This window comes from Bradyrhizobium sp. DOA9 (assembly GCF_000617845.2).
In the GTDB taxonomy this organism is placed as follows: domain Bacteria; phylum Pseudomonadota; class Alphaproteobacteria; order Rhizobiales; family Xanthobacteraceae; genus Bradyrhizobium.
Genome location: NZ_DF820425.1, coordinates 4,532,548 through 4,552,057 on the forward strand (window position 1 = coordinate 4,532,548; position 19,510 = coordinate 4,552,057).

Below are 19,510 nucleotides of genomic sequence, written 5' to 3' on the forward strand. Positions count from 1 at the left end.
CAGCGTGCGGGCTCGTTAGGAGTTTATTAAATATGCCTGCGCAATCATTAAGGCATGGAATTGCAGCAGAACCGGGCTCCGGGAACCGGCAGCTGCAAGAGAAGGCCGCCGGCATAGATCCCGACGGCCTTTTCTCTTGAGCGTGACGTCGCTTACCGTAATCGCCCGGGGTTAACGCTTCACATCGACTCGGACAGCGTAGGCGAGCGCGTGACTGCGGCGTTGCTCTAACGCAGCGGCATCGGCGGACGCACGATGGGTCCGTCGTCATCGGCAACGGCTTGCGTCGTCGTGGTCGGCGCAGCTGGCGGCGTTGCGGCGGCGGCCTGCGATGGCGGCGGCGGAGGTGCGAGCGGCGCGGGCGAAGAGGCCGGCATGTAGGTCCGCGTCACCGGCGGCTTGGGCTTGCGAACCGGCGGCGCCGCAGGCTGCGGCGGGAGCGCAGCAGCACGAGCGCGCGGATCGACCGGCGGCCGCGCGTCGGTGACCGGCTTCGGTGCAGGGGGCTTGGCCATCTCACGCGCCATCTGCTCCTGTCCGGCCTTCAGCTCGGCGATGTTGGCCTTGAGCTGCTCGATCTGCTGCGCCATCGCGGCGAGATCGCGTGTCATCGATTGTACCGACTGCGCCGCATCGACGGGCTGTGTTGCCGCAGGCGCGGCCGCAGCAAGCTGAGCCGCGGGCGGGCTCGCAGCCTGGTCTGCCGTTTGGCTGGGTGTGTTTTCCGCTGCGGGCGGCGCGGCCTCGGCGGCGGCGACCGGCGCGCTCTGCTGCGGGGTCGCAGACAGCAACGACGTCGTCGGGAGCAGCGCGGTCAGCGCCGGCGTCCATTCGGCCAGCAACTGCTTTGCCGTGTCGCCGTGGTTCTCCCAGGCGATGCTGGCGGCCACGCTGGCGCCGGCAAGCAGGAACGCGATGAACGCGCCGCGCAGCCACTTGCCGACCGAAGATCGCTTCTGCATCACGGGACCGTCGCTGGACGTGACGCGGACAGCCGTGTCGATCGACGGTGCGGCGGCGGATTTTCCGTAGACGACGTTGATGGTGGGCTCGGGCGCGCGCGCGGGCTCCAGAGTGAATTTCGGCGTGAGCTTGGGCTCGGCGGCAAACTCCGGTCTGAACTTGGGCTCCGGACGCGGCGCGATCTCCGGCGCCAGCGCAGGCGGCACGCTGGCGGGACGCGAGGCCAGCACGATCTCGGGCGAGATCTGGACCGCGTCGTGCGGATCGTTGTCCTTGACCGTGTCCTTCACGATCTCATCGACGATTTGCTTGGCGTTCAGCGTCGCGAGCATCGCAGCTCCTTTGAAGCGCAGTGTTCGAGGTTAAATTGGTCCGCATTGGCGCGGACTGATCCGAGGTGAGCCCATGCCGGTCCCCATGCCGCACGAGTCCAGCCGGGTTTGACCAAAGCAAGGCGAGGGGATGGAGATGATGCGACAGTCTTCCGTCCTTTGTGGTGATGGAACCGGATTTGCCGAACACGTGCATGTGTTCCGGCACCGCCTTGTTTTCAGCACGATTTTGGCAATATCTGACTTCGCTGGGGGCGCTGTTGTTGCGCTATGGGGGGGCCGGCGGTGCCAAGATCTCTACTCGTTTTGTTCGTCGCAGCCTTGTTGCCGCTAGGCGGCTGCATGCAGACGACACTTTCGCCATCGACGGATGCCAGCATGACGCCGCGCGACCGTCAGTTGCTCGCGCACGCGCCTTACGCGAAGGCGAACGTGCCCGAGCAGTATCTGCGTCACATCGTCGATTACCACCGCAAGGAGCAGCCGGGCACGATCCTGGTCGATACCGACGCACGCTACCTCTATTACGTGCTGCCCGAGGGCAAGGCGATCCGCTACGGCGTTGCCGTCGGCGAGGAAGCCATGGCGTTCTCCGGCGTCGCGCGGGTCGGCCGTTTGGCGGAATGGCCGGACTGGGTTCCGACCGCGGACATCCAGGCGCGGCTCGGCCCATATCCGGCGCGCGTTCCCGGCGGGCCCGCCAATCCGCTGGGCGCGCGGGGCATCTATCTCTATGCCGGCAACAAGGACACGCTCTACCGCATCCACGGCACCAACCAGCCCGAATATATCGGGCAGGCGATTTCGTCCGGCTGCATCCGGATGCGCAACGAGGACGTCATCGATCTCTACGACCGGGTGAAGCTCAATTCGATGGTCGTGGTGCTGCCGCCAGGACAGAGCGCGCAGGCCGAGGCGGGTGGACGCTGGCGGGGGTAGTCGTTCGGACCAAGAGGCGCGCTTGTCGACAATTTTAGCCATTGTCTTGCGCGAGCCGTAATGCTTCGCGTCTAGCGTGCAGCGCGCAAGGGGTTGCTCGCATGTATCTCGTGAAGAATTCGTCGCGCGCGCTGTGTGCTGCGCTGATTCCGCTGGCCATCGTCGAAGCCGTGCTGCTGGTCTACGCCCTCGCAGGCGGGCAGGTGACCGATCCGGTCGGTGTGCCGGCACCCGACCAGATACTGGTGATCTATGCCGGTCGCATGGCGATGAATGCGGCCCTCCTGTTCGCCGGTCACACCGTGCTGCGGCAGTGGGCGATATCGAGCCGGTTTGCCTACGGCCTGATGGGCGGCGTCATGGCGGCGGTGAGCTACGGCATTGCGATCCGCAATCACATCCAGCTTGCCGCTCCCGGCGACGGCACAGTGGTGACCATCGGCTTGTTGCCGGCCATTGCGGGAATGATTGGCGGATTTCTCTACGGCCAGTTCGCCGGGCTAAGCACGGTTGCGCCGGCAGCCACGGAGGCTTCCGTTGCCGCCGCATCAGCGAAGTCGCCCCAGGCGTTCGATGGGCCCGTCCGCGTCAGGACGTCGCTTGCGGGCGTCGTCATCGCAGCACTGATACCGACGGTGCTTGCAACTCTGCTGCCCTATACGCTGCTGCCGCTGCTGATGAACGGTTTCGCGGACAAGAGCACCGCGCATATTTTCGCTGCGGTGATCCCGGCGCAGACCTTCATGGTCATGATGGTGATTTCGGTCATTCCTTCAAGCATTTTCATGCTCTGCGTTCACCACGTCGCGCGCGCCATGAGGCGCAGCAACGCGTGGGAATACGCGGTAATTGGCGGGGTTGCGGCGCTCGGCTGCGCTTTGTTGCTCGCCTTTGCGGTGCCGCTGCTTGTCTTTCTCGTGGTGCCGGCGGCCTTTTCCGGAGCCGTGATGGGCGCGCTCTACCGTCGCTTCGCCGGCCTCGAGCCGATGCCATTGCCGGAAGTCGTGATCGCAACCGATCCAAGTGCGCTGGTCGGTGCCGATCATCCGTCGCGGCACCAGCACGGTGTCATCCTCAATAATTGAACGCAGGACTGAACCATGAAAGAGCTGGCGGCGCTTGGCGCGGGATTGGCGATCGCGGCCGTGGCGGCGCTCTGGTTCACGACCGGTCCCGTGGTCGTGGGTGCGGAGGTCAAGCCGCTTCAGCCGAGCGCGAACATGCCGGCCTTCAGGCCCGTCTCGACCGAGCTGGCCGGGCCGGCCGGCCGAGGCATTCGGTGATCTTGCTCCAGAGCATGATCCGGAAAAGTGTGAAGCGGTTTTCCGAAAAGATCATGCTCAAACAATAACCTAAAGCGCGATGACGATTCATCCTAATCGCATCGCGCTTTAGTTCTCAGGCCGGGCGATTCGCCATTGCAGCGTCGTGGCATTGCCGTTGGCGTCACCGGGCGCCTTGTCTGCGGGCGAGGTGTAGAGCGGGCGATAGCGGTACGCCCACATCCTGCTGCCGTCGTCGCGCCTGATCACGGTGAAATCGCCGACGGCCTTGGCGTCGGCGGTCGCCGCCAGCGGCACCCAGCTCTCGGTGCACTTGCCGTTGCAGTTCGACGATTTTCCGGTGGTGTCGCGCTCGTAATAGTAGAGCGTCATGCCGTTGAGATCGACCAGCTTGGCGCCCTGCTTGGTCAGGATGACCTTCGCCGGCGCAACCGCCGGCTCGACCTTCGGTGGAGGAGGATCGCCGCCGCCATGGCCGCCTGCGAGCACCTGGCCGCTCGAGAGCGCGATGGCCGCAGCCCCAACGAGGAACCTGAACATTCCCGAACTCCGCCCGCAAAGTTAATCGCGCGTTAAGCGCCCCAATGCGGCCGACGTTAGCAGCCGAAGGTTAGTTCCTGGTTTCGCGTGCCGCGACAATTACGGACATGGTCCGAGATCAGAGCTGCGCCTCGCGCAGCGGCGCGCGGCTGAGCTCGTTGCCGGCGGCGATGGCCTTGCGCAGCAGCCGCATCAGCTCCTCGCCCTCTTTCGCGCTGAGGCCGCGCAGCATGATGCGCTGCGCGGATTCGACGGCCGGGGTGATCTTGCGCAGGGTCCGCCGGCCTTCGTCGGTGATCTCGAGCTCGCGCGCGCGGCGGTCGCGGCTGGAAGGGCGGCGCTCCGCGAGGCCCTTCTGGACCAGGCGATCGATCACGCCGGTGATGGTGGTGCGGTCGTAGGCGATCAATCCGGCGAGCGTCACCTGGTCGAGCCCCGGATTGGCCTTGATGGTCGCGAGGGCTGCGTATTGCACCGGCGTGAGATCGAAGCCGGCGTCCTCGACCTCGGCCAGGAACACCGCGACTGCGATCTGCTGGAAGCGGCGCGCCAGATGCCCGGGCATCTCATTGTTGTCTTTCACCGAAATCTCCTCTGCGGGCAGGGGCGCTGCGGGTCGTTGACAAGTATACTGATAGTCAGCATACTGAGCAATATCCAAACAGAAAACTCGCGGGAGAGGTGCTCATGCAATTCCATCTCAATGGATTTCAGCCGGGCGACCCTGAAATCGCCGATCCCGCCGCGCGCGTTCAGGCATCGGGGGCGGCGGGCGCCGTGCCCGGCGAGGTCGATGTCCTCATCGTCGGCTGCGGGCCGGCCGGCCTGACGCTCGGCGCCCAGCTCGCGCAATTTCCTGACATCAAGACCTGCATTGTCGAGCAGAAGCCGGACCGCCTGCTGGTCGGCCAGGCCGACGGCATCGCCTGCCGCACCATGGAGATGTTCCACGCCTACGGCTTCAGCGAGCGCGTGTTGAAGGAAGCCTACTGGGTCAACGAGACGACGTTCTGGAAGCCCGATGCAGCGGCGCCGGAGAACATCGTCCGCAGCGGCCGGGTTCAGGACGTCGAGGACGGGCTCTCGGAATTCCCGCACGTCATCCTGAACCAGGCGCGCGTCCATGATTGCTTTCTCGACGTCATGCGCAAAGCGCCGGCGAAGCTCGCGCCGTATTACAGCCGCCGCGTGCTTGACCTGAATGTCGATCCGGCCGCCGGTGCCGCCGACCATGCCGTGACCGTGCGCCTCGAACGCGTCGATGCCGCGAACGAGGGCAAGGTCGAGACGATCAAGGCCCGCTACGTCGTCGGCTGCGACGGCGCCCGCAGCACGGTGCGCAACTCGATCGGTCGCGAGCTGCACGGAGATTCCGCCAACCACGCCTGGGGCGTGATGGACGTGCTGGCGGTGACCGATTTTCCGGACATCCGCTTCAAGTCGCTGATCCAGTCGGCCAAGGACGGCAGCCTGCTGATCATTCCGCGCGAAGGCGGCTACATGGTCCGGATCTATGTCGAGCTCGCCAAGCTCGACATCGGCGAACGCGTTGCCAATCGCAACATCACCGCCGATGACGTGATTGCGAAAGCGCAGCGGATCCTGAAGCCGCACCGGCTCGAGGTGAAGGAAATAGCCTGGTGGTCGGTCTACGAGATCGGCCAGCGCCTCACCGACAAGTTCGACGAGGTGCCGCAGAGCGAGGTCGCTACGCGCCTGCCGCGCATCTTCATCGCGGGCGATGCCTGCCACACCCACAGCCCGAAGGCGGGGCAGGGCATGAACGTCTCGATGCAGGATGCCTTCAATCTCGGCTGGAAGCTCGCCGCCGTGCTGCGGAGGCAGTGCGCGCCAAGCCTCCTGCATTCCTACTCGGCCGAGCGCCAGGCGGTCGCGAAGGAGCTGATCGATTTCGATCGCGAATGGGCCGGTATCCTCGCCTCCGCCGCCAAGGCCGGCGGCGCCGATGCCGCCAAGACGCAGGACTATTTCGTCCGGCACGGACGCTATACCGCCGGCACGGCAACGCATTACAGGCCCTCGGCGCTGACCGGCGCGGCCACGCATCAGCATCTCGCCGAAGGCTTCGTGATCGGCAAGCGTTTTCATTCCGCGCCGGTGATCCGGCTGGCGGATGCCAAGCCGGTGCATCTCGGCCACGCCGCGCAGGCCGACGGCCGTTTCCGCATCTACGCGTTCTCGCCCGCTGAAGATCCCGCAGGCCCGCGATCGGCCATTCGTGCCTTGTGCAATTTCCTCGCGGAGTCCCGGACATCACCGATCCGTCGATATACGCCCGTTGGCGCCGACATCGACAGCGTGATCGATCTGCGCGCGGTGTTTCAGCAGGATCATCGCGAGCTTGCCATCGCGGCGATGCCGCCGATGTTGCTCCCGAGCAAGGGCCGTTACGGCTTGCACGACTACGAGAAGATGTTCTGCTCGGATCGCAAGAGCGGCCACGACGTTTTCACGATGCGCGGCATCGATCGGGCGTCCGGCTGCATGGTGGTGGTGCGGCCCGACCAGTATGTCGCGACTGTGCTGCCGCTCGACGATTTTGCCGGGCTCGCCTCCTTCTTCGACGCCTTCATGCTGCCGGTCAGCTGAGGCCGAAAGCACCGCGCGCGCCGTCGGGTTCCGTGCGCGTACAATTTAAGAAGGTTCTTCGCTGCCAGATTTCATCGATCGTAAGATGTCTATCCAAAGCTGTAAGCATCCAATCGGGGCAGCGGGGGCACCGGAGGATGACGATGAGACAGAACCAAACGGAGACGCGCCGTCAGCAAAATGTCGCGAAGCGGTCGATGACCAAGGAGGCCAAGCAGCTGGCCGGCCTGATTGCCGGACTGCGCGAATCCCTCGAGGAAATCCACAAGGAGCGGGCGGGCACCAAGCTGTCGGGCGCCGAAATGGGTATGCTGGATGAGCGTCGCAACAATCTGCTGCTCACGATCGCAGCCCTCGATGACCGCCTCTCGGCGGTGCAGGGCCTGATCAATCTCGGCCGCCCTCATATCATCCGCGTGCACTAGCGCCGATCCGAGGTAACGCGATCGGCTCTGTTGCGGCGGCCCGGAGCCGGCCACAGGCCTCCTGGACGGCACCAAATTGCCACGCTCCCGGCGAATTGCCGCCAAAGCCCGCTGCCACGACAAGGCCGGGTGCAGGGCGACGCAAGGGGATGCAATTGGCCTACAAGATGGTCGCAGAACGCGACAACGAGAAGTACAGTTTCGCCCGCGAGAGCCGGTTGCTCATCGTGGCGAAGGCGAAAGTGTGGGCGAGCGAGGGGTGGCGAGTGGTCATCACCGACCAGGATGGCAAGGCCTACGCGCCGCCCGAATTCGATCAGCTGTCCGCAGCGTAACGGTGGGACGCGACCTTACTCTCAGAGCCGGTACCGCGCGCATCAGCGCACCGTGGTCTCCGAGAACAGGTTGATGATCACCACCCCTGATACGATCAGCGCGATGCCGACGAAGGCTGCGGCATCCAGGATCTGACGGAACAGCACGAAGGAGACGGTGGCGGTCAGGATGATGCCGACCCCGCCCCAGATCGCATAGGCGATGCTCAACGGGATTACCCGGATCGCCACCGAGAGTGCGTAGAACGAGGCGACGTAGAACAGCACCATGGCCAGCGTCGGCCAGGGACGCGTGAACTGCGCGGACTGCTGCAGGAACGCCGACGCGGTGACCTCGAACACGATGGCGAGGGCGAGAGCCGTATAGGCGTTGAAGGCGGAGGTCATGAGCCTCTCGGGAAGATACCGCGCGGGTGTCGCCAATATCACGCGCGAATGACGAGCCTGCGACATTGCCGACGGGCCCCGGTGACTTGCGCTGCATCGAGGCTACTCTTGCCACGCGCGGCGTTTGTCCGTACGGACCTCATTCATGCTCGTCATCTCGATCCAGAGCCAGGTGGTCCACGGCCATGTCGGCAACAGCGCGGCCGCCTACGCCATGCAGGCGGAGGGCGTGAACGTTGCGGCGGTGCCGACGACGCTGCTGTCCAATCATCCGCGCTATCCGAGCCTGCGCGGGCGGGTGCTGGAGACCGAGCTCGTCGCCGATCTTCTGACGGGCGTCGAGGAGCGCGGCCTGGTCGAGGAGGCCGCGGTGCTCGTCACCGGCTATCTCGGCTCGCCCGGCAATGCCGGCGTAATCGCCGATTTCGTCGAGCGGGCGCGCACGCGGAATGCGAAGCTGATCTATCTCTGCGATCCCGTGATCGGTGACGACGGCCGGGTCTATGTCGCGGACGGCATCCTCGACGTGGTTCGGCACCGGCTGCTGCCGGCGGCGAACCTGACGACGCCGAATCAGTTCGAGCTCGAGCTGCTCTCGGGAGTCACAATTTCCGACGCCGGGAGCCTCAGTGCGGCGTGCGCGGTGCTGGCCGGGGCGGGCCGCACCCACGTCGTCGCCACCGGCTGCACGCTCGCGGATACGGCGGCGGGGCAGGTGGAGACGATCCTGTGCCGCGACGGACGATTGTCGCGCTTTGCGACGCCGCACCTGCCGATCCGTCCCTTCGGGACCGGCGATCTCCTCACCGGGCTGATAGCGGCGCATCTGGCCAAGGGCGAAGCGATGGAGCTGGCGGTGCGGCGCGCGGTCGACACGGTCTTCGCGGTGCTGGTGCGCACGCAAGCTACCGGCTCGGCCGAGATGCGGCTGGTGCCGCTGCCGACGGCGGAGCGCGAGCTGTAAACGGTCAGGTCGCGCGCTTGACGGCCGATTGCGCCGATTTCTGCGGCTTGGCCGGGCTCTTCTGCTCGCGCGCGGCCTGGGCCTTCGGCGGCTTGGCGCTCGCGACGGCCCGCGGCGTCTTCGGCTTGGCGCCGGCCACGTCCTTGCGATCGGAGGTGCCGCGCTTCGAGATATATTCCTGGCCGTCGATCGGGCCGACATGCGGCGGATCGCGGCCGAGATAGGGCCGGCCGATGCCGAACGCCTTGCCGTTGGCATCGACCCACTTCCACAGGATTTCGGTCGAGACCCAGCGCTGCGCCCGGTTATTGCCTTGCGTGCTGACGATGTCGGCCGCCATGCCGTGGCCATACCCGCCGCGCGTGCTGCCGCCGTGATAGGAGCGGTTGGAGGCGGCTTTCAGGCCGCTCGCGATCGACTGGCGATAGTCGTCGCGGAACGCGCTGGTGATGCCCGGCGAAAGGCCGGCGGCTTCCGCCGCGAGCATCATGCGGAACAGCTTCTGCTTGAAGCTCTTGTCCATGCCGCCGATGACGTAGTCCATCATCGACATGCCGGCGCGCTCGGCCGCGTTCGGATCCTTCCAGGTGAAGTCCTGGTCGACCAGCTTCGTGAAGCTGCGCATCACCGTGACGGTCTTGCCCTTGCGCTTGACGGTGACCGCGCGCCGCTCCTGAACCTTGATCGTGTCTTCCTTGGCGGTGCGCTGATAGAGCGCCCAGAGATAGCGGTCGATGCAGGCTTCCATGACGAAGCATTCGTCGAGCACGGCGATGTTGTCGGCCGGCGGTGACGCCTTGCCCGCAGGCGCGACGGGGCCGCTCGCGATCGCCGCGGGGGACAATGCGTCCGTCGTCACGATCTCGGTGGGGTCGGCGGAGGCGAGCTTGACGGGCTCGGGCAGAGGGGCGGGGGCAACCTCGCTGACGAGAGGCTCCGGCTCGGGGGAGATCTGCGGCGCGGGAGCAGGTTCCGCCGGCAAGATCAGGACCGGATCGGCCGAAACAAGCTTGACGGTGGCGGCGGGCTGCTCGGGCGCTATCTCTGCTGGCGCCGCAGGGGCAGGGGCCGCAGCGACGGCGGCGGCGATGTCGGCGGTCAGAGCGAGGCCGTCCTCGATGGTCGCAGCCCGAGGCACGTCGGCGAGGTCGATGCGGGAAAGATCTTTGGCACGCGAGATCGCGGCCGCATTGGCACCGCTGTTCTCGATGAGCGCAGGCGCATAGGCGGAGAGAGACAACGCGAGCCAGCCGGCGACAACGGCCGAGGGACACGACACCGCCACCAGAAGAGACCGCCGATCGTTCATGATCCCTGCCTCCAAACGGTCTGCCCGAACCATCTTGCTCGAACAGTGATGATGCAAACAGTCTGACGAAAACAGTCTTGCACGGAAAGGCATGCAGCGCGTCGATTGTTCGGGCCACGGTGTGGCGGCGCAATGGCGCAAATCGGCGAGCGCGGGCTTTTCGAGGCGGGTGTTGCCGAAGTGCAACGCCCGGTTCCATTCCGCGTTGCCGCAACTTTGTTGCTGCTGGTGCGTTGGAGGCGCCATGACGCATCCCTCGCTTCGTCCCATGGACGCCTTCGACCCCACCGAGCCCGCTATCCTGCACGATCGTCTCTCCGACACGATCATCACCTGGACCGCCGATCAGGCCGAGGACTACCGCCGCGCCAGCCGGCCCGGCGCGGATGGGACCGTGGCCTGGAAGACCTATCTCTTCGATGGCTGGGGCAACGTTCTGGGTGGCTGAGCACCACCCATTGAGGCGCTGCGGCGCGGCCGACTCGAATAAGCGCGGGTCGCCGGGCTCGCCGCGCGCAGGCTTGACGGCGAGCGGCCGTACAGTTCGGCGAAGGCGGCGTTGAACCTGCGCAGGCTGCCGAACCCGGCCTGGAATGCGATCGCGGTCATGCTGTCATCGCCGGCATCGAGCAGGCGCTTGGCGCGCTGGACGCGCAATGTCTTGGCGAGCTGCTGCGGCGTAGCGCCGACATGGCGCTCGAACAGGCGCGCCAGGTGACGCGACGAGATGCCGAGCCGCGTCGCGAGATCAACCACCGAGCCTTCATCCAGCGCACCGTCATCGATGAGCCTTATGGCCCGGGCCACCGTGGAGCGCGTGCCGTTCCAAGCCGGGCAGAATGGAGCGGTCTCGGGACGGCAGCGCAGGCAGGGCCGGAAGCCGGCGGCCTCGGCAGCCGCCGCCGTCGGATAATAGACCACGTTGCGCGCCAGCGGCTGCTTGGCCGGACAGACCGGCCGGCAATAGATGCCCGTGGTCTTCACCGCCGTGAAGAAGCGGCCGTCATAGCGGGGATCGCGGCGCAGGCGCGCGGCGTTGCAGACATCGAAGCTCAGCATGAGCGGATAGTAGCGCATGGGGGCGGCGGCGGAAGGCCTAGCCGGATGACCGAGTCCGATTATGACGAGCCGCGGCGCGCCTCGCGGCCTAGAAGGCGGTTCTCATCGCAACACGGCCGGAGGCGCCATCGTGACCAGCCCGAGAGACGTCGTACTGAACGCCTGGAAGACCTTTTCATCACGCGATCCCGAGCGCATAGCGGCACTCTTCGCCGAAGACGCCGAATGGATCGCGCCGAAGGGCAATGCCACCGCCATCGCGCTCGACCACACCGATCACATGAAGGGGTCGCACCAGATCGGGCGCTTCATCGCGCAGGAGATGCACCGATTGTTTTCGGAGATCGATATCGCGTTCCGCGGCGTGTATGTCGACGGCGATGTCGTGATCGTGGAGGAGCGGATGCGCGCCACGCTGCCCGGCGGCAAGCCGTACGAGAACGAGTATTGCTTCGTGTTCGAGGTGGTGGGCGACCGTATCAGGCAGGTGCGGGAATACATGGATACGCGCAAGGGATGGCGGATGGTCTTCGATGAGGGGCTGTAACACGCGCAGTCGGCATCGCCCTCGCGTGACAGCTCTGCAGCCGCGTGGGTTGAGCGGCTCAGCGCGCCGACATATCGAGTGATCCATGGATCAGCGGACGAGCGGCGCCGACGCTCAGAAGAAGGATGCCGCGCCGGCACTGCTCGGCGTGGTCTGCGGGCTTGCCGCGGCGCTGTTCTGGGCGCTCGGCTTTGCCGCCACGCGGCACGGCCTCAAGGCCGGCTTCACGCCGGTCGATCTGCTGGTGCATCGCTATGTCTGGTCGGGGGTCGCCTTCCTGCCCCTGGTGTTGCGCGCCGGACTCTCCGATCTCTGCGGCATCGGCTGGGGCAGAGGGCTCGTGCTGATGGTGCTCGGCGGTCCCGTGATGTCGCTGATCTCGTACATCGGATTCCTGTTCGTCCCGCTCGGCCACGGCAGCGTGATCCAGCCCTCTTGCGCGACGCTCGGCGGTCTCCTGCTCGCGGCGGTCGTGCTGAAGGAGCGGATCTCCGCCTCGCGCCTGACCGGCGCGCTCGTCATCGTCGGAGGCCTCGGCGTGATCGGTGCGGAATCGATCGGCCACATCGGTGCCGACGGCATTCAGGGCGATCTGATCTTCGTGCTTGCCGGGTTCATGTTCGCCGGCTTCGGCGCGATGCTGCGCCGATGGCGCGTCTCGGCCGTGTCGGCGGCGCTCGTGATCAACGTGCTGTCGCTGCTGCTGGTGCCGGTCTACGTCGCCACGGTCGGCCTCGCCCACATTGCATCAATCGGCATGACCGAGAACGCCATCCAGGCGCTGGCGCAGGGCGCGCTTGCCGGCCCCGCCGCGCTCTATCTCTACGCCGTCTCGGTCCAGCGTCTCGGCGTCGCCCGCGCCGCGGTGTTTCCGGCCTGCGTGCCAGCGCTGACGCTGCTCACCGGCTGGCTGCTGCTTGGCGAGCCGCCGACGATGCTGCAGACGGCAGGCCTCGTGACGGTGCTGTGCGGGTTCTACCTGGCGCAGCGGCAAAGCTAGCGGACCTCAGGCCTTCCTCACGAACTCCGACTTCAGATTCATCGCGCCGATGCCGTCGATCTTGCAGGCGATGTCGTGGCCGTCGCTGGCGTCCTGCAGGCGGATGTTGCGCACCTTGGTGCCGCCCTTGACGACCGAGGACGAGCCCTTGATCTTGAGATCCTTGATCACGATCACGCTGTCGCCGTCGGCGAGCAAATTGCCGTTGGCATCGCGCACACCCGCTGCCTGCGCCGTGTCCGCGACCGCGTCCGCCGCGCCGCTCCATTCATGGCCGCATTCCGGGCAGACCCAGAGATCGCGGTCCTGATAGGCGTGCTCGGAATTGCAGGTCGGGCATTTCATCGTGTCGGTCATGACGGGTCTTGTCTCGTGGGTTCGTATCGCGGCGCGACCGTAGAGGCGGGAGGCGGGAAAGCAAGGAAAAGCTGCGTACGGCGTGGGCCTTGCGGCGCCTGCCGGTGCGATGTCACCGAACCAGCCCGAGCCCTTCAATGAACCAACGCGCGCGTTGAGATGCATCAACGGGCACTGCGCGCGAAGGTCGTATCGTCTCCTCGGAAATGACCGCCGGAGGCCGCGATGGACGACACGCTCAGAGCAAAGATCCAGACCTTGCTGGACCAGCACCGCACGATGCGGATCGCGACGCTTCGCGCCGATGGCTGGCCGCAAGTGACGACGGTCGGCTATGCCAACGAAGGTTTCACCATCTACTTCCTCTGCGGCCCCGACAGCCAGAAGGCGCAGAACATCGCGCGGGACGATCGCGTGTCGCTGGCGATCGACGACGATCCGGCGCAGGTGATGGAGATCACCGGACTGTCCATGGCGGCGCGGGCGGTGGCCGTGACCGACCCGGCCGAAGCCGAGAAGGCGATCGCGCTTCTGATGGCGCGCTATCCCGAGCAGAAGGCCCTCGGCCTTCCCGTGCCGAAGCCGTCCGAGGTGCGGCTGATCCGCCTCAGGCCGACGGTGATCTCGCTGCTCGATTATTCCAAGGGCTTCGGCCACACCGACCTCGTGACGTGCTGAGCCGCTTGCTTGACGCAGATCAAGCTGGCACCGTGGTGCAAATCTAGGCTGCGCGATCAGTCAATCGCGGTGAGGTGGGCGATGTCGCACAGTGCTCGAATCTCGATCGGCATCGTCATCCTGATTGCGCTGTCGGTGCTGTTTCTCTTCAGCGTCGTCCACACCGCCGCCGGGGCGCCGAGGCCCCAATCGGGCGCGATCGCCGCGGGTCATCGCCTGGCGCAGGCGTGGTGCCAGTCGTGTCACGCGATCGAGCCGCACATGGCCGGCTTCTTCGACGAGGCGCCGAGCTTCCAATCCATCGCCGACCGCAAGGGCACCACCGCGCTGTCGCTCAAGGTGTTCTGGCGGACCAGCCACCGCAACATGCCGAACCTCGTGATCTCGCCGGAGCAGGCCGAGGTGCTCTCGGCCTATATCCTGAGCCTGAAGCGCGATTGAGGGCCCGGCCAGGCAAAGTTTCGAAAACAACCCCATGCACAGTAGCCAAGCCTATGGAATCACTGGGCTTTGTTTTGATTCGGTGATTCCGAATGCGAATTTGACCCGTCGGGCAAAACAATGGCATGATGCCATGCTGGCGCAGGTCCGTTGATGGGCGATTGATCGGGGCGTCGGGTGCGGCACCATCCCGGATTCCGCTGACGCTCCATCCGGGCTAGGCTCACTGTGCAATCTGCGACGAGCCCCTCATGAGCTTCCTCCTCAACATCGATGTTCCCGACGTGGCGAAAGCCACGGCGTTCTACACCGAAGCCTTCGGCCTTACGGTCGGCCGCCGCTTCGGCGCCGATTTCGTCGAGCTCAACGGCTGGCCGGCGCCGGTGTATCTCCTGACCAAGCAGGCCGGCACGATCGGCGCCGGCGGCGACCGCCGCCGCTACGGGCGGCACTGGACGCCGGTGCATGTCGACGTCGTCGTCGACGATGTCGATGCCGCCGTCGCGCGTGCGCTCGCTGCAGGCGCGATCCTGGAGGTGCCGGCGAGCGATGCGCCCTATGGCCGGATCGCGATGCTGGCCGATCCGTTCGGGCACGGCTTTTGTCTGCTGGCGTTCAGCGCGAAGGGATATGATGCGTTGCTGGAGAGTTCGTAACCCGGGCAACGATCGCAGCAAGCTACAATCGGGACGACATGCCGGCAAAACCGCGAAGGAAGCTGAAGACCTACCAGACCTCGCTCGGCTTCTTCGACCAGGCGATCGCCGCGCCCTCGATGAAGGCGGCGCTCGAGGCCTGGGGCGCCAGCTCCAACCTGTTCCACCAGGGCGCGGCGAAGGAGACCGACGACCCCGATGTCGTCGCCGCGACCATGGCGAAGCCGGGCGTGGTGCTGAGGCGCCCGGTCGGCTCGGACGGCCCGTTCACCGAGAGCGCGGAGCTGCCGACCGATCTCGGCGAGGGCGAGGCGAGGCCCAGGAGCAAGTCGAAGCGCAAATCGGGAGCGCAGAAGCGTCCAGCCAGGACGGCGCGGAAGGCAAGCCGCGCAATCGATGATGCAGCCGTCCGCAAGGCCGCCGCGGCCTTCGAGAAGGAGGAGCGACGGCGCGAGGTCGCGCGGGCCAGGGAAGAGGCCGCCCGCGCCAGGGAGCGCGCGCGCCGCGACAAGGCGGTGACTGCTGCGGAAGCGGCATTGGACAAGGCGCGGCGCGAGCACGGCGCCAAGGCCGAGGCGATCGAAGCCGAGCGTGCCGCGCTCGATGCGCGCGCCGAGGCCGAGCAGGCGCGCTGGGACCAGCAAAGGAAGAAGCTGGAGCAGGCGCTGCGCCGGGCGCGCGAGTAGCTTTCGCAAGGGGGAAGGAATTTCTTTACCATGCGATCCGGTCCCCGCCGTCTCGCCCGACGTTTAGGAGTTGCGGCAAAATTCTGCGCTATCGTCGCCCGGATAGGAATTGCGCTTCGGGAGCCGTCATGAGCGATCATCGCGCCGCGATCAGGCATCACACGCTGAGGACCGGCATCGTCGAATTCGACAACGGCAGCGGCAGCACCGTCAGCGTGCCCTGCACGATCCGCGACGTCTCCGGCACCGGCGCGCGGCTGGAGCTCAACAGCTCGGCATGGGTCGCCGAAGCGTTCACGTTGGTTTTCGCAAGCGGCCTGCGCAAGGGCTGCCGCGTCGCCTGGCGCAAGGGCCGGCTGGTCGGAGCTGCGTTCGCGGACGGCTGTGCCAGCCTGACCGAGCAGGCGGTGATGATGACCGCGGAGGAGCAGGCCCGCCACCGCCGCGGCATCGGTGCGCGCGTCAGGGCGGCGCGCGAGGCCCGCGGCTACACGCAAGGCCAGCTCGCCGAGCACCTCAGCGTCACGCCGGCCTTCGTGGCATCGGCCGAGCAGGGCGAGGCGGACATTCCGCTGTACCAGCTGATGCATGTCGCCGATTTGCTGATGGTCGGTCTCGACCGGCTCGTGGCGGGGCCGGCGGCGGAGGAGGTGGATGCGGCGTAGGGTTTGTTAGCGCGAGGGCACCGTTCTCTCCCCGTCATTGCGAGCGAAGCGAAGCAATCCAGAATCCCTCCGCGGAAAAGATTCTGGATCGCTTCGTCGCAAGGGCTCCTCGCAATGACGTGGAGAGAGCGGAGCGCAAAAGCCAGCAGCGGCCGCCCCTGCGCGCTCGCGCGAAATTTGCTTGCCTTGCCTCACATCCTTTTGCACTCTTTGCGCGAAGGAGACCAACGCATGACAAAACTGACCGCCGCCTGCGCGCTCGGAACCGCCCTGGTGCTGGGCAGCCTCGCAACATCGGGTGCGGAGGCGCGCACGCGCAAAGCCGTCGTCGTTCGCGCCCCGCAAGAGCGCCTCATCGTCACGGCGCCCGTGCTGCGGCCGACGCCGTGGGATTACAACGTCGTTCCGCGCTACCGCTATCGCCCGGAGGACGACAAGGTCGATCCCTACGGCCCGCCCTTGGTGCCGTCCTACGTGCGCTATGAGGGATGGCGCTGGCCGTATTGGTGGTGAGCTGGACGAAGCGTGTCTGGGCGCCGGTTGAGACTTTCCCCGAATTCCCCCATATTGCGGGAATGTCGAAGGATGCGCTCGCGAACCTGACCTCAGCCGTGACGACGATCAACACGCCGATGCCCGTGGGGATCGACGAAGCTACTCTGCTCGCATGTCTGAAAGGGGAGATTCTTGAGCGCAAATGGCGCGTGCACGTGCAGGCGTTGTTCGACGAGGTCGATGTTTCCGTCATCCATCAGCTGGTGGTTGATCATATCGTGACGTTCGACGAATTATCGAAGGCCATCGACGCCTGGCAGGTCACGGAGTCCGAGAATGAAAGATGGGTCAGGGAGATGGCTTCCTTCGAGGTGGGAAGACCTCCTGGAGAAGGCATTGGTCGCGCTCGATAGTCTTGAGGGCGGCGCCGGGCCGTGGACGTTCGGCGGGGGCACCGCGCTCGCGCAGATCCTGGGTCACCGGGTCAGCTACGACGTCGATATCTTTCTGGACTCGAGCACGGCCTTGAAGAAGCTCGCGCCGAACGCGAACCCGGTGACGAAGTCGCTGTGCGATACCTGGCAATGGCCCGGCAAGTACCTGAAGCTCATCCTGCGCGACGTCGGTGAAATCGATTTTTTGAACGCCCCGTCCTACATCGACAATCCGACCTATGACCTGAAAGTCGGCGAACGCAGCATCGCGGCGGAGCGATCCGCGGAAATCGCGACCAAGAAGCTGGTCTACCGCGCATCGACCTACACGGCACGAGACGCCTTCGATCTCGCCGCGATCTTCCTGCATGATCGTTCGGCGTTGAGCGAGATCGCGCAATGTCCGGCCATCACTGAGCACGTCGTGTCGTCTGCACAAAACAGGTTGAACCTCGCGAAGAACCAGTATCAAGCGGAGATGAGAAGCCTGATCAACGCGACACCGCGGGGGGAGGATTTCATCGATCGTGCTTGCGAGATTGCGTTGGAGGCGCTTGCGGAGATTCGCGATTTGATCCCCGAGGAGTGAGACCAAACCAGCCTGCAGTTTGTAGGATGGGTAGAGCGTAGCGAAACCCATCGGCATACGCGCGGACAGATGATGGGTTTCGCAAGTGCTCTACCCATCCTACGCGCTGTTGATGGGTTTCGCTCCGCTCTACCCATCCTACGAGCTCAACCAAATTCGGCCATCAATAGCGGCCGCCGCTGCTCTTTTGCTGCGTGATCCAGTCCGACAATGATTTCGGTGTCGATTTCGCAGTCCGGCCCGCTGATGCCTTCGGATTGTCGCGGACGCCTTTCGCCGGACGGGTGCGCGACGCTTCCGTTGCGCCAGCGCTCTTCAAGGCAGATGCCTCGGCAGCCTCCTTCTCCAGGCGCAGCTGTTTCAATCGCGCCATCTTGATACGCTCGGCCTCGACTTCGGGTCGCTCGGCCAGCTGCGGCTTGTGCTGGGCAACCTCTGCCGGGACCAGGACACCGAGAATGGTCGTCTCGCCGAGCGCCTTGCAGGCTTCCAACCGATGCAGTCCCTCGACCAGGACGAGGCGGTCGCCGTCGCGCCAAACGGAAATCGGGGCCTGTTGTCCGATCTCCAAAATACTTTCCGCGATCTCCGCGACGGTCTCGGGCTTGAGGGCTTTCTTCTGCTTGGTGGGAACGAAGATCTTCTCGATCGGGAAGCTTTCCGGTTTGGGCATATCGTGACTCCGCTTCTACCGGACGCACCGGAACCCATGCCGGTGGAGTTTAGGGGTGAAGAGGTCGACCGCAAAGGCAATTCGGCGGCGTGGCGTGAGGAACGAAACGCCGAAGCGTTCGATTGACTGGCATCACCTGACGCTCAAAGGAGACACGGATGGAACTGTCCGGGAAGAAGATCGCGATTCTCGCCACCAACGGCTTCGAGCAGTCGGAACTCGAAGTGCCGCGTGATACGCTCAAGGCAGCCGGCGCGACCGTGGAGATCATTTCGCCGCAAGCCGGCGAGATCAAGGGCTGGGACGAGAAGGACTGGGGCCGTCCGGTCAAGGTCGACAAGACCCTCGATCAGGCCGCAGCCGGAGACTACGACGCTCTCGTGCTGCCCGGCGGGCAGATCAACCCCGATCTGCTGCGCGTCGAGCCGAAGGCGCTTCAATTCATCAAGAGCGTTTTCGAGGCCAAGAAGGTCGTGGCCGCGGTCTGTCATGCGCCCTGGCTGCTGGTCGAGACCGGCATCGCCAAGGGCCGCAGGATGACGTCCTACAAATCGATCAAGACCGACGTCGCCAACGCCGGCGCGAAATGGGAGGATTCGGAGGTGGTCGTCGACCAGGGCCTCATCACCTCGCGCAACCCCGGCGACCTCAAGGCCTTCAGCGCGAAGATCATCGAAGAGGTGAGGGAGGGGCGGCACACGCAGCGCAGTAGTGCGGCTTAGCTGTGATTGCGGTGACGGTGCATTGGATCGACGCCCTCCAGCCGTGGTCATGGTGGCGGGCGACAGCGAATGATTTAGTGCACTGTCACCGTAATAGCCGGTCGCCGATCATTCCGGGGTCCGCATCCTGGTCTGCACGTTTCACTCGGTACTTAAATTCGTCGCTTTCAAGCACCTGTTTGATCACTGAATGAAGAAGCAAATCGGCGTGCTTTCGTTCTGCGGTGCCATCTTTGCCAATTGGGCCGATTACGAAGCACAGATCGGTGTCGACTGGTTCTCCAATAGCCAATTGGTTTCCCCTTAATTTATTCATGAGTATTGGGTGGAATTTAGAATGTGCCCCCCTCTGGTTGTAAAGAGAAGGGCGGTCGTAAGGCCGCCCTTCTCGGTATGTAGATCAATTCTTTGGCTGCTGCTG

Annotated in this window: 27 protein-coding genes; 19 read left to right on the forward strand and 8 right to left on the reverse strand. The window is 65.3% G+C overall.

What is annotated here, in order from left to right:
• Window positions 1-227: 227 nt before the first annotated feature.
• A complete protein-coding gene (locus BDOA9_RS21120) occupies window positions 228-1,295 on the reverse strand; it encodes a hypothetical protein (RefSeq protein WP_025035961.1) in 1,068 nt (355 codons plus the stop codon).
• A 342-nt stretch (window positions 1,296-1,637) separates the two neighbouring features.
• Here BDOA9_RS21120 and BDOA9_RS21125 point away from each other — a divergent pair, with 342 nt between their 5' ends.
• From BDOA9_RS21125 to BDOA9_RS21135, 3 genes are all read left to right on the forward strand, one after another.
• Complete coding sequence (locus tag BDOA9_RS21125; protein WP_192859592.1) at window positions 1,638-2,234, forward strand: L,D-transpeptidase; 597 nt, start codon at window positions 1,638-1,640, stop codon at window positions 2,232-2,234.
• Between the two features lie 203 nt (window positions 2,235-2,437).
• Window positions 2,438-3,319: a hypothetical protein gene (locus tag BDOA9_RS21130; RefSeq protein ID WP_244521506.1), complete on the forward strand. Its 882-nt coding sequence runs from the start codon at window positions 2,438-2,440 to the stop codon at window positions 3,317-3,319.
• A gap of 15 nt (window positions 3,320-3,334) precedes the next feature.
• Window positions 3,335-3,517, forward strand: coding sequence for a hypothetical protein (locus BDOA9_RS21135; RefSeq protein WP_025035964.1), 183 nt, complete (start codon window positions 3,335-3,337; stop codon window positions 3,515-3,517).
• Between the two features lie 108 nt (window positions 3,518-3,625).
• Here the strand turns inward: BDOA9_RS21135 and BDOA9_RS21140 are convergent, their stop codons facing one another.
• Window positions 3,626-4,057: a COG4315 family predicted lipoprotein gene (locus tag BDOA9_RS21140; RefSeq protein ID WP_025035965.1), complete on the reverse strand. Its 432-nt coding sequence runs from the start codon at window positions 4,055-4,057 to the stop codon at window positions 3,626-3,628.
• Window positions 4,058-4,175: 118 nt separating this feature from the next.
• A complete protein-coding gene (locus tag BDOA9_RS21145) occupies window positions 4,176-4,640 on the reverse strand; it encodes a MarR family winged helix-turn-helix transcriptional regulator (RefSeq protein WP_025035966.1) in 465 nt (154 codons plus the stop codon).
• A 104-nt stretch (window positions 4,641-4,744) separates the two neighbouring features.
• Between BDOA9_RS21145 and BDOA9_RS21150 the strand changes: the two genes are divergently transcribed.
• The 3 genes from BDOA9_RS21150 to BDOA9_RS21160 all read left to right on the forward strand — a co-directional run bounded on the left by BDOA9_RS21150 (window position 4,745) and on the right by BDOA9_RS21160 (window position 7,427).
• Window positions 4,745-6,667 carry an FAD-binding monooxygenase gene (locus BDOA9_RS21150; protein ID WP_025035967.1) on the forward strand — a complete coding sequence of 641 codons (1,923 nt, stop codon included), beginning with the start codon at window positions 4,745-4,747 and terminating at the stop codon, window positions 6,665-6,667.
• 197 nt (window positions 6,668-6,864) lie between these two features.
• Window positions 6,865-7,092 (forward strand): hypothetical protein, encoded by a 228-nt coding sequence (locus BDOA9_RS21155; RefSeq protein ID WP_244521507.1) that lies wholly within the window; start codon window positions 6,865-6,867, stop codon window positions 7,090-7,092.
• A 149-nt stretch (window positions 7,093-7,241) separates the two neighbouring features.
• A complete protein-coding gene (locus BDOA9_RS21160) occupies window positions 7,242-7,427 on the forward strand; it encodes a hypothetical protein (protein ID WP_192859593.1) in 186 nt (61 codons plus the stop codon).
• A 42-nt stretch (window positions 7,428-7,469) separates the two neighbouring features.
• On the opposite strand, the gene BDOA9_RS21165 is transcribed toward BDOA9_RS21160, so the two are convergent.
• Window positions 7,470-7,814, reverse strand: coding sequence for a DMT family transporter (locus BDOA9_RS21165; protein WP_025035970.1), 345 nt, complete (start codon window positions 7,812-7,814; stop codon window positions 7,470-7,472).
• Between the two features lie 145 nt (window positions 7,815-7,959).
• On the opposite strand from BDOA9_RS21165, the gene pdxY reads away from it, so the two are divergent.
• Window positions 7,960-8,778 carry a pyridoxal kinase gene (gene pdxY, locus BDOA9_RS21170; RefSeq protein WP_025035971.1) on the forward strand — a complete coding sequence of 273 codons (819 nt, stop codon included), beginning with the start codon at window positions 7,960-7,962 and terminating at the stop codon, window positions 8,776-8,778.
• 4 nt (window positions 8,779-8,782) lie between these two features.
• Here the strand turns inward: pdxY and BDOA9_RS21175 are convergent, their stop codons facing one another.
• Window positions 8,783-10,087 (reverse strand): hypothetical protein, encoded by a 1,305-nt coding sequence (locus BDOA9_RS21175; protein ID WP_025035972.1) that lies wholly within the window; start codon window positions 10,085-10,087, stop codon window positions 8,783-8,785.
• 244 nt (window positions 10,088-10,331) lie between these two features.
• On the opposite strand from BDOA9_RS21175, the gene BDOA9_RS21180 reads away from it, so the two are divergent.
• Window positions 10,332-10,535, forward strand: a complete 204-nt coding sequence (locus BDOA9_RS21180) for a hypothetical protein (protein WP_025035973.1) — start codon at window positions 10,332-10,334, stop codon at window positions 10,533-10,535.
• Here the strand turns inward: BDOA9_RS21180 and BDOA9_RS21185 are convergent.
• Window positions 10,496-11,146 carry a bifunctional transcriptional activator/DNA repair enzyme AdaA gene (locus BDOA9_RS21185; protein ID WP_025035974.1) on the reverse strand — a complete coding sequence of 217 codons (651 nt, stop codon included), beginning with the start codon at window positions 11,144-11,146 and terminating at the stop codon, window positions 10,496-10,498. The genes BDOA9_RS21180 and BDOA9_RS21185 overlap by 40 nt on opposite strands.
• 61 nt (window positions 11,147-11,207) lie before the next feature.
• On the opposite strand from BDOA9_RS21185, the gene BDOA9_RS21190 reads away from it, so the two are divergent.
• Both BDOA9_RS21190 and BDOA9_RS21195 read left to right on the forward strand, forming a co-directional pair.
• Window positions 11,208-11,693: a nuclear transport factor 2 family protein gene (locus BDOA9_RS21190; RefSeq protein ID WP_152033383.1), complete on the forward strand. Its 486-nt coding sequence runs from the start codon at window positions 11,208-11,210 to the stop codon at window positions 11,691-11,693.
• Window positions 11,694-11,778: 85 nt separating this feature from the next.
• On the forward strand, window positions 11,779-12,693 hold the full coding sequence (locus tag BDOA9_RS21195; RefSeq protein ID WP_025035976.1) for a DMT family transporter: 915 nt from the start codon (window positions 11,779-11,781) through the stop codon (window positions 12,691-12,693).
• Window positions 12,694-12,699: 6 nt separating this feature from the next.
• Here BDOA9_RS21195 and BDOA9_RS21200 read toward each other — a convergent pair whose 3' ends face one another.
• Window positions 12,700-13,050: a zinc ribbon domain-containing protein YjdM gene (locus tag BDOA9_RS21200; protein WP_025035977.1), complete on the reverse strand. Its 351-nt coding sequence runs from the start codon at window positions 13,048-13,050 to the stop codon at window positions 12,700-12,702.
• 225 nt (window positions 13,051-13,275) lie between these two features.
• Here BDOA9_RS21200 and BDOA9_RS21205 point away from each other — a divergent pair, with 225 nt between their 5' ends.
• The 8 genes from BDOA9_RS21205 to BDOA9_RS21240 all read left to right on the forward strand — a co-directional run bounded on the left by BDOA9_RS21205 (window position 13,276) and on the right by BDOA9_RS21240 (window position 17,694).
• On the forward strand, window positions 13,276-13,728 hold the full coding sequence (locus BDOA9_RS21205) for a pyridoxamine 5'-phosphate oxidase family protein (RefSeq protein WP_025035978.1): 453 nt from the start codon (window positions 13,276-13,278) through the stop codon (window positions 13,726-13,728).
• A gap of 81 nt (window positions 13,729-13,809) precedes the next feature.
• Window positions 13,810-14,169: a c-type cytochrome gene (locus BDOA9_RS21210; protein ID WP_025035979.1), complete on the forward strand. Its 360-nt coding sequence runs from the start codon at window positions 13,810-13,812 to the stop codon at window positions 14,167-14,169.
• 251 nt (window positions 14,170-14,420) lie between these two features.
• Entirely contained in the window at window positions 14,421-14,825 is a 405-nt protein-coding gene (locus BDOA9_RS21215) for a VOC family protein (RefSeq protein WP_025035980.1), read from the forward strand.
• A 38-nt stretch (window positions 14,826-14,863) separates the two neighbouring features.
• A complete protein-coding gene (locus tag BDOA9_RS21220) occupies window positions 14,864-15,511 on the forward strand; it encodes a hypothetical protein (protein WP_025035981.1) in 648 nt (215 codons plus the stop codon).
• A gap of 128 nt (window positions 15,512-15,639) precedes the next feature.
• Window positions 15,640-16,176 carry a helix-turn-helix domain-containing protein gene (locus BDOA9_RS21225; protein ID WP_025035982.1) on the forward strand — a complete coding sequence of 179 codons (537 nt, stop codon included), beginning with the start codon at window positions 15,640-15,642 and terminating at the stop codon, window positions 16,174-16,176.
• A gap of 231 nt (window positions 16,177-16,407) precedes the next feature.
• The gene (locus tag BDOA9_RS21230) at window positions 16,408-16,689 is read left to right on the forward strand and encodes a hypothetical protein (protein WP_025035983.1); all 282 of its coding nucleotides are present in this window, start codon (window positions 16,408-16,410) and stop codon (window positions 16,687-16,689) included.
• Window positions 16,665-17,084, forward strand: a complete 420-nt coding sequence (locus BDOA9_RS21235; protein WP_025035984.1) for a hypothetical protein — start codon at window positions 16,665-16,667, stop codon at window positions 17,082-17,084. Before BDOA9_RS21230 ends, BDOA9_RS21235 begins: the two co-directional genes overlap by 25 nt.
• Window positions 17,068-17,694, forward strand: a complete 627-nt coding sequence (locus BDOA9_RS21240) for a nucleotidyl transferase AbiEii/AbiGii toxin family protein (protein ID WP_025035985.1) — start codon at window positions 17,068-17,070, stop codon at window positions 17,692-17,694. The genes BDOA9_RS21235 and BDOA9_RS21240 overlap by 17 nt, the downstream gene beginning before the upstream one ends.
• 163 nt (window positions 17,695-17,857) lie before the next feature.
• Here BDOA9_RS21240 and BDOA9_RS21245 read toward each other — a convergent pair whose 3' ends face one another.
• Complete coding sequence (locus BDOA9_RS21245) at window positions 17,858-18,367, reverse strand: ParB N-terminal domain-containing protein (protein WP_025035986.1); 510 nt, start codon at window positions 18,365-18,367, stop codon at window positions 17,858-17,860.
• Window positions 18,368-18,525: 158 nt separating this feature from the next.
• Between BDOA9_RS21245 and BDOA9_RS21250 the strand changes: the two genes are divergently transcribed.
• Entirely contained in the window at window positions 18,526-19,089 is a 564-nt protein-coding gene (locus BDOA9_RS21250) for a type 1 glutamine amidotransferase domain-containing protein (RefSeq protein ID WP_025035987.1), read from the forward strand.
• Window positions 19,090-19,510: the final 421 nt, after the last annotated feature.

Coding starts and splice junctions, on each gene's coding strand:
- pdxY (WP_025035971.1), top strand. CDS start 7,960: ATGCTCGTCATCTCGATCCAGAGCCAGGTGGTCCACGGCCATGTCGGC.
- BDOA9_RS21195 (WP_025035976.1), top strand. CDS start 11,779: ATGGATCAGCGGACGAGCGGCGCCGACGCTCAGAAGAAGGATGCCGCG.
- BDOA9_RS21190 (WP_152033383.1), top strand. CDS start 11,208: ATGACGAGCCGCGGCGCGCCTCGCGGCCTAGAAGGCGGTTCTCATCGC.
- BDOA9_RS21160 (WP_192859593.1), top strand. CDS start 7,242: ATGCAATTGGCCTACAAGATGGTCGCAGAACGCGACAACGAGAAGTAC.
- BDOA9_RS21215 (WP_025035980.1), top strand. CDS start 14,421: ATGAGCTTCCTCCTCAACATCGATGTTCCCGACGTGGCGAAAGCCACG.
- BDOA9_RS21250 (WP_025035987.1), top strand. CDS start 18,526: ATGGAACTGTCCGGGAAGAAGATCGCGATTCTCGCCACCAACGGCTTC.
- BDOA9_RS21185 (WP_025035974.1), bottom strand. CDS start 11,146: ATGCTGAGCTTCGATGTCTGCAACGCCGCGCGCCTGCGCCGCGATCCC.
- BDOA9_RS21150 (WP_025035967.1), top strand. CDS start 4,745: ATGCAATTCCATCTCAATGGATTTCAGCCGGGCGACCCTGAAATCGCC.
- BDOA9_RS21165 (WP_025035970.1), bottom strand. CDS start 7,814: ATGACCTCCGCCTTCAACGCCTATACGGCTCTCGCCCTCGCCATCGTG.
- BDOA9_RS21235 (WP_025035984.1), top strand. CDS start 16,665: ATGGCGCTGGCCGTATTGGTGGTGAGCTGGACGAAGCGTGTCTGGGCG.
- BDOA9_RS21135 (WP_025035964.1), top strand. CDS start 3,335: ATGAAAGAGCTGGCGGCGCTTGGCGCGGGATTGGCGATCGCGGCCGTG.
- BDOA9_RS21140 (WP_025035965.1), bottom strand. CDS start 4,057: ATGTTCAGGTTCCTCGTTGGGGCTGCGGCCATCGCGCTCTCGAGCGGC.
- BDOA9_RS21155 (WP_244521507.1), top strand. CDS start 6,865: ATGACCAAGGAGGCCAAGCAGCTGGCCGGCCTGATTGCCGGACTGCGC.
- BDOA9_RS21210 (WP_025035979.1), top strand. CDS start 13,810: ATGTCGCACAGTGCTCGAATCTCGATCGGCATCGTCATCCTGATTGCG.
- BDOA9_RS21245 (WP_025035986.1), bottom strand. CDS start 18,367: ATGCCCAAACCGGAAAGCTTCCCGATCGAGAAGATCTTCGTTCCCACC.
- BDOA9_RS21225 (WP_025035982.1), top strand. CDS start 15,640: ATGAGCGATCATCGCGCCGCGATCAGGCATCACACGCTGAGGACCGGC.
- BDOA9_RS21180 (WP_025035973.1), top strand. CDS start 10,332: ATGACGCATCCCTCGCTTCGTCCCATGGACGCCTTCGACCCCACCGAG.
- BDOA9_RS21175 (WP_025035972.1), bottom strand. CDS start 10,087: ATGAACGATCGGCGGTCTCTTCTGGTGGCGGTGTCGTGTCCCTCGGCC.
- BDOA9_RS21230 (WP_025035983.1), top strand. CDS start 16,408: ATGACAAAACTGACCGCCGCCTGCGCGCTCGGAACCGCCCTGGTGCTG.
- BDOA9_RS21205 (WP_025035978.1), top strand. CDS start 13,276: ATGGACGACACGCTCAGAGCAAAGATCCAGACCTTGCTGGACCAGCAC.
- BDOA9_RS21200 (WP_025035977.1), bottom strand. CDS start 13,050: ATGACCGACACGATGAAATGCCCGACCTGCAATTCCGAGCACGCCTAT.
- BDOA9_RS21125 (WP_192859592.1), top strand. CDS start 1,638: ATGCAGACGACACTTTCGCCATCGACGGATGCCAGCATGACGCCGCGC.
- BDOA9_RS21120 (WP_025035961.1), bottom strand. CDS start 1,295: ATGCTCGCGACGCTGAACGCCAAGCAAATCGTCGATGAGATCGTGAAG.
- BDOA9_RS21220 (WP_025035981.1), top strand. CDS start 14,864: ATGCCGGCAAAACCGCGAAGGAAGCTGAAGACCTACCAGACCTCGCTC.